A 14,003-nucleotide genomic window follows, 5' to 3' on the forward strand; every position below is an offset into this window, starting at 1 on the left:
TTTGCATACCAAGCAAAGCATCATTACGAAACATCTAAACACCCACTTCTATCCAGTAGTTCACCCATTCACAACACCGACATCAACTAACGCATACCGACAATAGTGCTCTGGTGCTCTGTTTTAAGGCTTCGCGCGGTGTATTTTACCTGTTGGAAGGGTGTTCCCGCTTAGCTGGAATGCTGTTCCATATCAACTGTAACATTGTTCCATGTCAGTTGTAACAGCCTTCCAACTTAGTAAAAACCGTCTATCTTGCCCCAAAACGACATGCAAGAACATACAAAACGGAGGACGAAAGCCAAGAAAAAATGGAGAGAAAAAGTTGTGGATTTTGCTGAATTGGGAAGAAACAAGCTAACGCCAAACGGACCTAAAAGAGAGAGAAGAAGGAGAGTAATTAACAAATAAACATCGTTTATTGGCCAATTTTATTTCCTCACAAAGTTCCCTTTTGGATGCATTAGGCATAGAAAACAAAGATAAACTTTTCTAGAAGGTGAAGTGACGATAGGTGCTTTTTGTAAAATCCGTTTACCCACCTTACTCGTTTGCGGACATCAAACGATAAAGCATGCCCCATGATTGCAAGCCAAAGACCTGACCTTAATGAACAATGGTTGCCCTAGGTCTTCCTTTTCTCCAGCAGTTCCAATGCCTTATACACCCTGGAGTATGATACGTCCTGGCCTTTTTGCACCTTTTCTTCTTGCAATTTAGCCCTGTCAATTGCTTGTGTTAAACATCCGTTTTTGCACAGTTGCTTTACCCAGTCAGTATCTTTCAGAAACTTTTCGTTTTTGTCGAACTGTGTGATATGTTTCTTTAATTCCCTAACAACCTCGTCGCACGTATAAAACGGTCGGCCAACATCCTTATAATGCAGCAAAAACCAATATTCGATAGAGGGTAGGCTGTCGCATAACAACACGGCTTTGTTATTGGCATACTTACTTTTCATGCGTTCCACTAGTTGGCGTTCCTGGTCGTTGCGTTGCGAAACGTCGGCATCAAACACCACAATGGCAAGGCCTTGGTCTTTGAGAACGTCGTCTACGCGCTTGACTAGTTCAAACGCGTTTTCCCGTCCGAAGTAACGTGGCCTTACTTTTACCCTATATTTTCGCAACGTTTGCAGGTGTTTAAAATACCATTGCTCAGTAATCCCCGCTCCAATGATGGTGGGTGTTGGATCTTTTAATTGCTTTTGCGCTTGCTTCCTTGCCATACTTACCCGATGTTAGGCAATGCACCGAAGCGGCCATTGCGGTAGAATTTACGGAAAGAACTAATCTTATTCAGTCCCTTAAAGTCTGCAAGTGAATAAAGCTTGGTAGCACCATCCTCCCCTTTCTCTGTAAACCACACCATGTCCTTTCTAAACATATCGTCCACTTCATCTAAAAGTGGGTCGTAGTGTGTGGTGATTAGCAGCTGACTACGACCTTCTTTCTGCAAGAATCGGGTGAGGATAAACTCTACGAGTTCAGGATGTAGCGATGATTCTATCTCGTCTATCGTAAGAAAAGATTCTAGCACGCAAGCATGGTATATTTCAGTTTCTATACCAAAACCTCGTCTTGTGCCAGCACTTTGTACATTACTAGGCAAAAAATATGTTTCTTTTCCACGCGCTGTAATAACTTCATGCTTAAAATTAACATTAATTCGACTTGGTGCCCAACCATCTAGTAACATTTGCTTTGCACCATCTGAAAGCCTTTTGTCATGCAAAAGATTTTTGAACATTTCATCTGATAAAGGCCCTTTTTCACGTTTCACAATAATCTCTGTAATGTTAAAATCTGAATGCTGCATAAACCTTAAAAGGAAATCTTTTAACAGATTGTCGTCAGATACGGATTTAGCAGCTAATGAAAATACATCTGTTTCTGGTCTAACAACACACATCAAGTCAATGATCTCCATCCAATCAAGCACCTCATCCACAAAAGGTATCGCCACATTCACCATTTCTTTAGCAGCGAAAAACGACATGTTGGGCAAGCATTTCAGAGATAACTCCTCCAATGCGGCCTTTGATACTTTGAGGTTTGCTTGCAATTTGACAACCGAAACGCCATTGTCTAAGGTGCGGTTAAGCAGCAATGTGGGTTGTGTTGTTTTGTAATACGACAAGCGTTCGCTGTAAACCAACTTGTTGTCCAACACAACTTCGTACTTATACTTCACATCTCCCACAAAGAATACAAGCTCGAAGGAGGAAGGCTCGTTAGGGGTTGTCTGATCGAGCATAAAGGGTTGTGCACCGATAGCTTCGTCTTTCGCATGTTTTTTACTAAACCAAAAACTATGTAAGAATTCGAATGCGGCCAACAGGTTAGACTTCCCGCTGGCGTTTGCACCATAAACTAGGGCAAAGCGCAACAGCCGTGTGCTGCCAATCTGCACCACCTGATAGTCTTCGAGGGTCTTATCGTTTGTCGCTTCGAAACTAAATGTGGTAGCCTCTTTAAACGATAAGAAGTTTTTTATTGTTAGTTCTTGTATCATTGCCATTAATTGGAACGTAGAGATATTGGCTACATTCATTCTGCAAAGATAAGAAAAAGAAACTATCATACATCGATTTGTATGGTTTTTAACGATTCTATATTGCAAAATGGCGTAAGTTTGGCTAAAATGAGAAATAAAATATCGTTTTTAATGGGATATATCTCGTGATGAAACAATAACCTTCCACACCTAACGAGTTGCACTTTTGAATATCTAGAATGCAATGCTATCAGAATACGGGCAGTATGTTAAAGCAATTTATACGTTTTGTAGCATACAGGCAATAGAGCGCATTTTAATTTATACACCCAATCTTTTCAGCCTCTCACTTTTCTACCTTTTCGCAGTTTCATTTTTCTCACCCTTTCATCTTTTCACTCTTCCACCTTTTCACTCTTTCACCCTTTCTCCTGCCATAAAAATGCACATTGCGGGCAATATGCAAAAAAACGCACATTTTTTAGGCGACATAACGCATATATTAAAAAAAGAAGTGTTATTTTTGCAAATTGTTAGTATTGTTTTGATAGAACGACATTGTGGAGAAAACCATAGACATAGACAACATCCTTAAAAGCAAGATGGGCGACAAGGCACGTCTTGTGCCTCGACCGCTGGTAAGATGGCTTAAGCACATTGTGCACCAAGACGAGGTGAACGGTTTTCTTTGGGACAACCGCGAACGTGTGGGTGTAGACTGGTTGGAGGCTTGCGTTAGCTATCTTGGCCTCACATTGAACGTGCATGGCATAGAAAATCTGCCCGCGAAAGATGATGGCCGCCTATATACGTTCGTCTCTAACCATCCATTGGGTGGCATTGATGGCGTGGCTCTCGGTGCAATCGTGGGTCGCCACTATGACGGCAACTTCCGTTATCTGGTTAACGACCTGCTGATGCACCTGCCTGGTTTGGCTCCGCTATGTATTCCTATCAACAAAACAGGCAACCAAAGTCGCGCGTTCCCTGCTATGGTGGAGGCTGGATTTAAGGGCGAACAGCACATGATGATGTTTCCCGCGGGTCTGTGCAGCCGCAGAACAAAGGGCGAGATACGCGACATAGCGTGGACAAAGACGTTCATCGCCAAGAGCGTAGAAACAAAAAGAGACGTGGTGCCCATACACTTCGGTGGGCAGAACTCAAACTTTTTCTACCGTTTGGCAAACGCCTGCAAACGTCTGGGCATCAAATTCAACGTGGCCATGCTGTTCCTTGTAGACGAAATGTACAAGAACAGGCACAAAACCTTTAACGTCACCATCGGAAAACCCATTCCTTGGCAAACGTTCGACAATAGCCGAACGCCCTTGCAATGGGCACAAATGGTGCAAGACATGGTGTACCAACTGCCCACAAACAACCAAAACCGACAACTTAACCCCTAAGCCATAACCGATAACCGAAGGAAGAATGGAAGAAAAAATCATCCAACCCGTTGACAGGGAGCTGCTGAGAAGCGAACTCACGCCCAATAAACAATTGCGCCTGACGAACAAGAGCAATAACGAGATTTACATCGTTACTGCCCAAGACTCGCCTAACGTGATGCGAGAGATCGGTAGACTGCGCGAAATAGCGTTCCGAAACGCTGGCGGAGGAACGGGAAAGGCGATGGATATCGATGAGTTTGACACGATGGAAGGCGGATATAAACAGCTCATCGTGTGGAATCCTGATGCCGAAGAAATCATTGGGGGATACCGTTTTATATATGGAACGGACTGGAAGATGGGTGCCGACGGACAACCGCAGTTGGCAACGAGCCACATGTTCAAGTTCTCCAACCGCTTCCTTACCGAGTATATGCCCTATACGGTGGAGCTAGGTCGTTCGTTTGTGGCCGTAGAATACCAGAGTATTCGTAAAGGAGCAAAGAGCATTTTCGCACTAGACAACCTCTGGGACGGACTTGGCGCGCTCACGGTTATCAATCCTAAGCTGAAATATTTCTTTGGAAAGATGACGATGTATCCTTCTTACATTCGCCGCGGCAGGGATATGATACTCTATTTTCTTAAAAAACACTTCGACGATAAGGAGAATCTGATTACGCCAATGAAACCCCTTATCATCGAAACCGACCCGAAAGAACTGGAAACGCTATTCAGTGCGACCGGCTTTAAGGAAGACTACAAGATCTTGAACCGCGAAATTCGTGCGCTGGGATATGACATTCCGCCGTTGGTTAACGCCTACATGGGGCTTAGTCCCACAATGAAACTCTTCGGAACGGCTATCAATAATGGTTTCGGCGACGTTGAAGAAACGGGTATTCTCATTGCCGTTGACGAGATTTTGGAAGAGAAACGCGTGCGCCACATCGACAGTTTCATTGCCGAGAACAGGGAAACGCTGGAATTGACAACGGGACAAAACAAGATTATATATAAGGCGAAGTAGGGAGAAGATCCAAAACTGCTGATGCATGTTGGGGTGAACGAAGTGCAGCTCTATTAATCTTTGGCATGTAATCAATAGAAATAAACTGTGTATAATCAGACGGCACCCTCTTTGTATAGAAGTGTTAAATGCACTTTTAACACAGGTAAAAGTATGTAGTTCATTTGAATAGTACGAATAAAAGTATTATCTTTGTATTGTTCAAATTAAGTAATACGACCATGAAAAGAAGAGTGATATTGACAGAAAGTGAGTACGATCTGATCGAAACGGTAAGAAATTACAAAAGGTGTTTCCCAAATGGGGAGCCTGGATTAAGGTGGGCGATCGAAAGAATGCTAGCAGAATTGCTCGATGAACGGCTCTAATTATAAGAACAACAAACTTCATCATCAAGTTAGTTACATAAAAAAAGGAGGGACTATGGCAACAATGACATTGACAAAAGATAAAGTGGGGACAATGAAATCCCAATTAAAAGACATTCTGCTTGCTATTTCGTGGGCAGACCTTTCTAAAACATACTTTGGCAAATCGAACTCGTGGCTCTACCATAAGCTTGATGGTATAGACGGGAATAAGAAACCGATAACGTTTAATGAGCAAGAGAAAGCCCAGCTTAAAGGTGCACTAGTAGACCTTGCCGATCGTATTCGGCGAGCTGCCGACAATATACAATAAGCCTCGGTTGTATTACACCGTTGAACAAAAGCCGCCATTGGGCTTGTGGCGCACCCATAACCTCTCAACAAAATGAGAGGTTATTTTATTGAAGATAATGTGCAATTTGATCATTTTGCTTTATACCATATAAGGCTTTTTACAACAAAGCACACCCCAGAATCAATCGGCCACGACATTGGAAACCCAATGCGTGGCCGATTGCTTTTGGTCGGGATGAGGCGACTCGAACGCCCGACCCCTACGTCCCGAACGTAGTGCGCTACCAACTGCGCTACATCCCGATGCCAAAACGAATGCCAATGGCGAACCGTAATATTGCTTTCGCAACTGGCTTTCTTCGCTTAAATGCGGTGCAAAGGTACTGCAAAAATCTGAATAACGTGCAAATGAAGAGAAAATAATAAAGAAATGTTCCGCAAAATTTGCCAGTTAAATAATTAATCACTACCTTTGCACTCGCAATGGAAAAATGGTGCCATAGCTCAGTTGGTAGAGCAAAGGACTGAAAATCCTTGTGTCCCCGGTTCGATTCCTGGTGGCACCACTATTTTTTGGTTAATAAATTGTGTGGGTCTTTGAAGTCGTGAGATTTCAAGGACTTTTTTTATTTTCGATATTTTGATAGTTTATGCCCCGCGTGCTGCCCTCGTCTGGGTAGCGTTCGGCCAAGAGTCATAGCCCCACACCCAATCAAGAAACTTTTGCTTTCAATATAAAAAATGTGCCATCAAGGGTATCCATCCCCATGATTTTGTGTACTTTTGTAGTGTATAACGTGCAGCCAACATGGCCATCGCTATCTTAGCGAATGTTATTTGGTGCACAATAACAACCAACTTACACAAAGATGAATCTACCATCCCACTTCTCGCTTACCATGCTTCCTGCTCTCGCATTGGCCACAACGGCCGAGAAGGCAGTGGCACAAACCAACGACACCAGCTACCCCAAATGTCCTGAGCTGGCCACGTTTCCTGTAAACGCAGCGGAAAAAGCCGCTGCCGTGGGTCCGAACATATTATATATAATGTGTGACGACCACTCCATGCAAACCATCAGTGCATACGGCAGCGCCATATCTAAGCTTGCGCCCACGCCCAACATCGACCGTTTGGCACGCCGTGGCATGCTGTTTAGGTCGGCCTTTGTAGAAAACTCGCTGTCTACACCCAGTCGCGCCTGTCTCATAACAGGTCTTTACAGCCACCAAAACGGACAACGACAACTGGGAGAAGGCATCGATACCACCCGAACCTTTTTTAGCGAACTGCTTCAGAAGGCAGGTTACACCACGGGAATGGTAGGCAAATGGCACATGCACTGTCGCCCTAAGGGGTTCGATTACTTCCATATCCTGAACAACCAAGGGTCTTATTACAACCCCGTGTTCTGCTCAAATCGCGAATATGGCAAGTACAAGCAAGAGAAAGGCTATGCAACGACACTCATTACCGACCATGCCATCGACTTTTTAGAGCGTCGAGACAAGTCGAAACCTTTCTGCCTGTTGGTGCATCATAAGGCCCCGCACCGCAATTGGATGCCCGAAGAGAAGTATTTTGGCCTTTATGGCGACGTAGAGTTCCCACTTCCCAAGACGTTTTGGGACGATTACGCCACTCGTGGCTCAGCTGCAAGCACGCAAAAGATGCGTATCGACGACGATATGCGTATGATTCAAGACCTGAAAGTGCCCGAAACGCTCGACACCACCGATGTTGAAAGCATGGATTCGTATTACGCCCTGCTCGGAGAAACAAGCAGATTTACTCCCGAACAGCGTGTGGCCTTCGACAAATACTACATGCCCAGGAACAAGAAGTTTATCGAAGCTAAGCTTTCGGGCAAGGAATTGGTGAAGTGGAAGTATCAAAACTACATACGCGACTATGTTGCCGTGATACGTTCTGTTGACGACAACGTGGGTCGACTGCTTGACTATCTGGAACAAAACGGACTTAGCGACAACACCATTGTGGTGTACACGTCGGACCAAGGCTTCTATATGGGCGAACACGGATGGTTTGATAAGCGGTTCATGTACGAAGAATCGTTCCACACGCCACTTATTATCAGCTATCCCGGGCACGTAAAAGAGGGAACGGAATGCAATCAATTGGTGCAGAACATCGACTTTGCGCCCACCTTTCTTGACCTTGCTGGGGTGAAAAAGCCCACAGAGATGAGTGGCCGTAGTCTGCGACCACTGTTCAACGACACAAATGTGAAGGACTGGCGAAAAGACCTTTACTACCATTATTACGACTATCCAACCTATCATTTGGTGCGTAAGCATGATGGTGTGCGCAATGAACGCTACAAGCTTATTCATTTCTACGGCAAGGGAAGCGACCGTGCCGTGCAAGAAAACAAGTATCAACGCACACCCGGAACCAGCGAATACTATACCTATCAGGCATTGAAACGCATCAATTACTTCCGCGATGATGCCGACATAGATTATTACGAACTGTACGACTTGCAGGCCGACCCCGACGAGCTGAACAACATCTATGGCAAGCCAGGTACGGAAAAGGTTACCAAACAGTTGCTTAAGCGATTGCGCGAATATCGTAAAGAGTTGAAAGTAGACGAGTAACGCACGACCAAAGATAAGTTTGCGAGTGTGTCAATAGGTTGCTGCGCTTTTTGCAGAAGTAGCCACTATAGAAGAAAGAACATGACAACAGAACAATTATATAAGATTTTTGAACGCCACCCTGTGGTTACCACCGACAGCCGCGACTGTCCTGCGGGTAGCATTTTCTTCGCTCTCAAGGGCGAATCGTTCAATGGAAACAAGTTTGCTGCTGCTGCTTTGCAACAAGGTTGCGCCTTTGCCGTGGTAGACGAGGCCGAATATTGTGTGCAGGGAGACGAACGATATATATTGGTAGACAACGTTTTGCGCGCCTTCCAACTGCTGGCGCGCCATCATCGTCGTATCCTTGGTACGCGCATCGTGGGCATAACGGGCACCAACGGCAAAACAACCACGAAGGAATTACTGGCTGCCGTGCTGGGCGAGAAGTATAACGTGCTGTACACTTTGGGCAATTTCAACAACGATATTGGTGTTCCCAAGACCCTATTACGCCTTAAACCCGAGCACGAAGTGGCCGTTGTCGAGATGGGCGCGAGTCATCCTGGCGACATTAAAACGTTGGTTGAGTTGGTTGAACCCGACCTCGCACTCATCACCAACGTAGGCATGGCCCACCTGCAAGGCTTCGGTTCGTTCGAAGGAGTGGTGAAAACCAAGGGCGAACTATACGACTTTATGCGCCAAAGCAAGCGTGGAAAGGTGTTTATTGATGCCAATAACCCTCACCTGATGGGCATTGCCGAGGGGCTAGACCTCGTCAAGTATGGTACGCCAGCCCGTCCCGACCTCTTCGTTAGCGGGAAAGTGGTGTCGGCTGCACCGTTCTTGCGGTTCGCTTGGCAACGCGAAGGCGGTGCGTGGAACGAGGTTCAGACCCACCTTGTTGGAGCATACAACGTGCTAAACATGCTTGCAGCCATCAGCGTAGGCCTTTATCTAGGCGTATCGGCTGATGAAGCGAACCGCGCTTTGGCTCATTACGTGCCTAGCAACAACCGTTCGCAGCTGGAAGAAACGGCGCACAACAAGCTGATAATGGATGCCTACAACGCCAACCCCACAAGTATGAGCGTGGCTCTGAATAACTTTCACGACATGGAAGTGCCGCACAAGATGGCCATTTTGGGCGACATGCTCGAACTGGGAGCTGTTAGCCAGAGTGCACATCAGGCCATTGCCGACCAGCTTTCGCAACTAGCACTCGACGAGGTGTGGCTTGTTGGCCCCGAGTTTGCCCGCACGCATTGTGCCTTCCGCAAGTTTAACGATGTAGAAGAAGTGATTACCGAGCTTAAAAAGCATCGTCCCGAGAACCATTATATTCTCGTTAAGGGCAGCAACGGCATACATCTCGACAAGTTGCCGCAGTGGCTTTGATGTCGGTAATATGTGCGAGTTCGGGATAAGAGACAATCGTTGTGCCAACTAATGCGTAGTTCTAGTTGGCGAGATAGCCATTCGTTTACTGGTCTAGTTTTGTTCAAAAAGGCGTGGTATCTTATCCCGAGCTCGCCAACTAACCCTTTCGTCGCTTGCATTTTCATCGTTCCGAGAATGCGCTTTCTAAGCCTTGAAGATGCATTATTACATTAATCGCCGTGTTATATATGTTTTGGACGGCTGTTCCATGTTATCTGGAATGCAGTTCCAGTTGAATTGGAACACGATTCCAACTTAGCCGGAACGGGAGTCCATCTTAGCTGTAACAAAGTGGGAGCTTAAAAAGCTCACAACAAGGGCTTAACGAGTGGGGAATGAAAGATGGCGTTTGAAGGTAGGAAGGGTGAGTTGTTGGCGGTGATAGACTGTGGAATGAACGGCCCAGATAGTACCAAGCTAGCGTCAAACGCTACGAGAATTCGGGATAAGAGAAACGCGTTATGCCAACCGCTACACGGTAGTTGGTGAGATAACCATTCGCTTTTTATCTAATCTTGCGCAAAGAAGCATCGTATTTTATTTCGATTTTACGTTGATTTGACGTATTTATATAGCATAGATTATATGCCATTTCTCTCGGCCCACTTACGTATATTCACCATATTAAAAAGAAGAAGGGGAGCGAATAGTCGCTCCCCTTCTTGGGTTTTAGCTTTTTTCTTTGTATCCTACAAACCGCTTTAGGAGCAGTGTAGTAGTTTCAAAGGATGTATGCAGCCTAGTATTTCCATACGGAGAAAGGGTATTGCGGTTCGTCTTCCTCTTCTTCGTCTTCCTCGAAGAAGTTCGAACCTTTGCTGTCTACACCCGCACCCGGGTCGTAACCATCGCCTACACCAGGGCTGGCTGTTATCATCAGCTGTTCGGTTGCCAAGCTTATGTTGTAAGTTTTGGGCTCAATATATAGTTTCTTTTTCATTGTTTCGTACATTATTTGATGATAACTTTCTTGCCATTATGAATATAGATGCCTCTTTGCGGATTGCTTACGCGTTGGCCGTTGAGGTTGTAGAAGGTGTCGTTGCCCTTGTTCTCGCCATCGATGGTAATGTCTTCGATGCCCGTTGTGGCGTCGTCGTCGAAGTGGAATATCACCTTTGCACCGCTAGGATTGTTTAGCTTGAGGTAAGCCTTGTGTACGGAGAAGTTGGATATGTTGGTTGTTACCTTTTGGAACGCACCCCTTTGCATGACATATACAGGCGAACTAGCAGTGGCAGCCACGTTGGTGGGGTTAACCGTTACACCATTCATGATGTTCTTTGTTACATTATAGGTGGTGTTATCCTTTTCGCCGATGGTGTAGTAGAAGTCGGCGGGAGTGGCAGCAACATTCGAATCGAGCACTTTCAGCAGTACGCCCGTTTTTGCAGGAACGTAAGCATAAGAGTCTGCAGCACCACCGTTAACGTCGATACTTGTCATCCTGATGTGCATGGTAGCTGTTCCATAGTCGGCAGGGCCATTCTCTATTTTCGAACCAGCTACGAAAGCGGCAATCTTAGTGTTGTTGTTTGTTGCGTAGTAGTCGCTGAAATCGGTGTCGAACTCACGCGCGAAGGTACCATACTTGGTAGCAATCTTCACGTCTTTGATTTTATAGTCAATGCGCGAAGTGAAGTTGAAATCACTTACTTTCTCCGTACCTGTTGCGGTGTCGTACACCATCTTTTTCCAAGCCGTTTGGTATGCGGTGAGTGCCGACTTCTTTACGTAGATCCGTGTGTTGTCGGCAAACTCGTTGTAGTTATTCTTAGTCTCATCGAGTTCGAAACGAGTAGTACTCAACATACTCTTGGTGGGAGCACTCTCGATGAAGAATACGCTCTCAATATTACCTGCATTGGGTATGAAAGCTTTTGCGCCAATGTACTTAACGTTGCTCTTAACAACTACCTCTTTTATGTTGTTGGGTGCATTTTGGAAGGCGTAGTCGCCAATGAGGCTAACGGCGTATTTCGTGCCACTGTGCTCAACTTCCGTAGGCAATACGAAAGTATAGTCGGTGCGTGTGGTGCTGAGAAGGTTTACGGCCTTGTCTGAAACCGCAATATATTCTTCTGTACCATCGGTGAACGAAGGACTTGTAGAGGCAAACTTCTTGTAGAATTCGTCTGCTTTGTACTGAGCAAGCTTGTCTTGACGTACATTGATGTGGATTCTTCCAAAAGCGTTCTGGGTCTGTTGCGTTCCATCATCGAAAGCCATCGCGTTAGTTCCTTGGGCAATGTTGGCAGGGTTGATCATCTGATCGCAAAGGAAAGTAACCGTATTGAGGTTGTCGCAAAGACCAAAAGCACGCTTACCGATAGACGTTACTTTGTTGGGGATGGTAACGTTCTTCAGCTTTTTACAGTCGTAGAAAGCGTACTCGCCAATGGCGGTGATAGAGGGTGGGAGCAGTGTGAACTGATCGTTTGCCTTACCAGTTGGGAAGATGATGAGCTTCTCTTTGTTCTGCGATAGCAGATAGCCATCGACGCTAGAGTATACGGTATTCTTTTTATCTACATTGATGTCGGTAAGGTTCGTGCAATACTTAAATGCCTCGGGGCTAATTTCGGTTGTGGTCTCGGTAATGTTAACCTCAGATAGTGCCGTACAGTTACGGAAGGCCTCTCTTTCAATCTTACTTACCTTTTTGGGAACATTGAAATTCTTTAGACCACAGTCGGCAAAAGCACCTGAACCGATGGCTACTATTTCTGCATCTTTATCGAAACTTACGGTCTCCAAGCTGTGGCAGCCACCAAAAGCATTGGTTCCAATGGCAGTAACAGATTTGGGGAAGTTAAACGTTTTAAGATCCTTGAGGCCCACAAAGGCATTGTCCTGAATTTCGGTTAATGCACATTCGCCAAGGAAGTTAAATGCTTTCAGCTTCGTATTGGTTTTGAGCGCCTGTGATTTGATGGTTTTGAGTGTTGCACCAGCAGGGATATTAACGGTTTCAAGGTTGCTACACAAATAGAAAACCTCGTCAAGCTCGTTAAGTTTTTTGGGCAACGTAACTTCTTTTAGCTTTGTGCAGCCTCTGAAAGTGTAATACGCAATCTTGTTAATCTCCGATTCGGGATCGTAAGTAACACTTTCTAGCTCTGTAATTTCACGGAAGGCCTCAGGGTTAATGGTTACCACATTCTTGGGGATGTTCATTGTTTTAATGAACTTGGAACCTTGAAACGCACGTGAACCAATTGTCTTTACCGTTCCGGGTATAATGTAGGTATCGCCCGTTTTGCTTGGGGGATAGAAGTATAATGTTTGCTCGTCTTTTGAATAAATAACGCCGTCTTTGGCAGAAAAGTAGTTGTTTTCTGCTGGAACTTTGTATTCTGCAATCTTCTGGCAGGCTTCAAAACAACCTTCGTACAAGCCTTCTTTTGTGGCGGCATCGAAAGGTTTAATACCCTTAGGTAGGGTGATAGAGGTGAGTTCGGCTGCTGCGTAAATGGCTGCGTCGGCCAACTTGGTCACTTCGTTAAGGTCGATAGCCTGCATAAAGGAACTGTTAGAGATGGCATAACGAGCGACAGACTTGATGCCAGCTGGCACTTGATATGGGGTTGTTTGCTTGCTTCTGGGGTATAAAACGAGTTCAGTACCTTTAAAGAGTACGCCATCGATAACCTTAAAGTCGGTAGTTCCACCACTTGTGATATCGAATTCGGTGATGGATGAAGTGGGTGCGATGGTGGGATAACCTTCCTTGATATCTTTGAGGTTCTTAGGGAATACAATCTTCTTAAGGTTAGGAATATCTAGGAAGACAGCTTTGATGATTGTCTCAACGTTCTCATCGACGGTATATACACCGTTGTTTAATGCAACATTTGAAGGAACGCCATAAAGGGTCTTCTTATCTTTTGAGTAAAGAGCACCTGCTTGGTCTGCACTAAACTTGGTACTGCTGGCGTCTACGTTGAATTTAGGCAAGCCGTTTATGCTAGCCCATGCCGACTCGTGTATTTCTTCCAAGGATGCGGGAATGTTCATTGTTGTCAATCTGGCTCCAGGGAAAGAGTTTGGACCAATCTTTTTGATGGTAGAAGGTAGTTGTACGGAGGTGATTCCATAACATCTGTAAAGGGCATCGTAATCCGTTTCGGTTACGGTGTATGTAACACCGCTGTTTATAAGTACTGTTTCGGGGATAACGAGATGTCCTGTTGCAGCGGGGGTGTTGCCTAGATACGCGAGTGTTGCGTCGGCTGCCGAGATCACTTTATAGGTTTTTCCATCACGGGTGATGACTTCACCGTTTGTTTGGGAAAAGCCCAAAATTGGTATTGCCGTTAATAGCAACATCAATAAATAATGTCGAAATGTATTCATATACAAATGAGTTAAAAAT

Annotated in this window: 10 protein-coding genes and 2 tRNA genes; 7 read left to right on the top strand and 5 right to left on the bottom strand. The window is 45.3% G+C overall.

The genetic code is table 11. The annotated features are described in order from the left end of the window. Positions 1-270 precede the first annotated feature (270 nt). Entirely contained in the window at positions 271-411 is a 141-nt protein-coding gene (locus F453_RS15615; RefSeq protein WP_018966768.1) for a hypothetical protein, read from the top strand. Between the two features lie 214 nt (positions 412-625). Here the strand turns inward: F453_RS15615 and F453_RS0103555 are convergent, their stop codons facing one another. Beyond that, the gene (locus F453_RS0103555; RefSeq protein WP_018966769.1) at positions 626-1,228 is read right to left on the bottom strand and encodes an RloB family protein; all 603 of its coding nucleotides are present in this window, start codon (positions 1,226-1,228) and stop codon (positions 626-628) included. A 2-nt stretch (positions 1,229-1,230) separates the two neighbouring features. Then, positions 1,231-2,622, bottom strand: a complete 1,392-nt coding sequence (locus F453_RS0103560) for an AAA family ATPase (protein WP_234398396.1) — start codon at positions 2,620-2,622, stop codon at positions 1,231-1,233. Positions 2,623-3,056: 434 nt separating this feature from the next. Between F453_RS0103560 and glsA the strand changes: the two genes are divergently transcribed. The 3 genes from glsA (at position 3,057) to F453_RS0103580 (ending at position 5,601) form a co-directional block, all read left to right on the top strand. Further along, complete coding sequence (glsA, locus tag F453_RS0103565; protein ID WP_018966771.1) at positions 3,057-3,905, top strand: lyso-glycine lipid O-acyltransferase GlsA; 849 nt, start codon at positions 3,057-3,059, stop codon at positions 3,903-3,905. A gap of 25 nt (positions 3,906-3,930) precedes the next feature. Next, positions 3,931-4,920, top strand: coding sequence for a glycine N(alpha)-acyltransferase GlsB (gene glsB / locus F453_RS0103570; protein ID WP_018966772.1), 990 nt, complete (start codon positions 3,931-3,933; stop codon positions 4,918-4,920). 423 nt (positions 4,921-5,343) lie between these two features. Then, the gene (locus tag F453_RS0103580) at positions 5,344-5,601 is read left to right on the top strand and encodes a DUF5053 domain-containing protein (RefSeq protein WP_025789937.1); all 258 of its coding nucleotides are present in this window, start codon (positions 5,344-5,346) and stop codon (positions 5,599-5,601) included. Positions 5,602-5,809: 208 nt separating this feature from the next. On the opposite strand, the gene F453_RS0103585 is transcribed toward F453_RS0103580, so the two are convergent. Continuing rightward, positions 5,810-5,885: transfer RNA gene (locus tag F453_RS0103585), tRNA-Pro, on the bottom strand. 190 nt (positions 5,886-6,075) lie between these two features. Here F453_RS0103585 and F453_RS0103590 point away from each other — a divergent pair. The 3 genes from F453_RS0103590 (at position 6,076) to F453_RS0103600 (ending at position 9,586) form a co-directional block, all read left to right on the top strand. Next, positions 6,076-6,148, top strand: a tRNA-Phe gene (locus F453_RS0103590). A 333-nt stretch (positions 6,149-6,481) separates the two neighbouring features. Next, a complete protein-coding gene (locus F453_RS0103595) occupies positions 6,482-8,203 on the top strand; it encodes a sulfatase family protein (RefSeq protein ID WP_025789938.1) in 1,722 nt (573 codons plus the stop codon). Between the two features lie 81 nt (positions 8,204-8,284). Beyond that, positions 8,285-9,586 (top strand): UDP-N-acetylmuramoyl-tripeptide--D-alanyl-D-alanine ligase, encoded by a 1,302-nt coding sequence (locus F453_RS0103600; RefSeq protein WP_018966776.1) that lies wholly within the window; start codon positions 8,285-8,287, stop codon positions 9,584-9,586. Positions 9,587-10,367: 781 nt separating this feature from the next. Here F453_RS0103600 and F453_RS0103605 read toward each other — a convergent pair. Together F453_RS0103605 and F453_RS0103610 are read right to left on the bottom strand one after the other, a co-directional pair. Continuing rightward, positions 10,368-10,568, bottom strand: a complete 201-nt coding sequence (locus F453_RS0103605; protein ID WP_025789939.1) for a hypothetical protein — start codon at positions 10,566-10,568, stop codon at positions 10,368-10,370. Between the two features lie 11 nt (positions 10,569-10,579). Then, positions 10,580-13,957 carry a leucine-rich repeat domain-containing protein gene (locus F453_RS0103610; protein ID WP_018966777.1) on the bottom strand — a complete coding sequence of 1,126 codons (3,378 nt, stop codon included), beginning with the start codon at positions 13,955-13,957 and terminating at the stop codon, positions 10,580-10,582. Between the last annotated feature and the right edge of the window lie 46 nt (positions 13,958-14,003).

The sequence above is a fragment of the Hoylesella loescheii DSM 19665 = JCM 12249 = ATCC 15930 genome, assembly GCF_000378085.1.
GTDB classification, from domain to species: domain Bacteria; phylum Bacteroidota; class Bacteroidia; order Bacteroidales; family Bacteroidaceae; genus Prevotella; species Prevotella loescheii.

What these genes read in the sequence shown, in the direction of transcription:
- F453_RS0103600 (WP_018966776.1), top strand. Translation starts at nt 8,285, where the DNA reads ATGACAACAGAACAATTATATAAGATTTTTGAACGCCACCCTGTGGTT.
- F453_RS0103580 (WP_025789937.1), top strand. Translation starts at nt 5,344, where the DNA reads ATGGCAACAATGACATTGACAAAAGATAAAGTGGGGACAATGAAATCC.
- F453_RS0103555 (WP_018966769.1), bottom strand. Translation starts at nt 1,228, where the DNA reads ATGGCAAGGAAGCAAGCGCAAAAGCAATTAAAAGATCCAACACCCACC.
- F453_RS0103610 (WP_018966777.1), bottom strand. Translation starts at nt 13,957, where the DNA reads ATGTTGCTATTAACGGCAATACCAATTTTGGGCTTTTCCCAAACAAAC.
- F453_RS0103595 (WP_025789938.1), top strand. Translation starts at nt 6,482, where the DNA reads ATGCTTCCTGCTCTCGCATTGGCCACAACGGCCGAGAAGGCAGTGGCA.
- F453_RS15615 (WP_018966768.1), top strand. Translation starts at nt 271, where the DNA reads ATGCAAGAACATACAAAACGGAGGACGAAAGCCAAGAAAAAATGGAGA.
- glsB (WP_018966772.1), top strand. Translation starts at nt 3,931, where the DNA reads ATGGAAGAAAAAATCATCCAACCCGTTGACAGGGAGCTGCTGAGAAGC.
- F453_RS0103605 (WP_025789939.1), bottom strand. Translation starts at nt 10,568, where the DNA reads ATGAAAAAGAAACTATATATTGAGCCCAAAACTTACAACATAAGCTTG.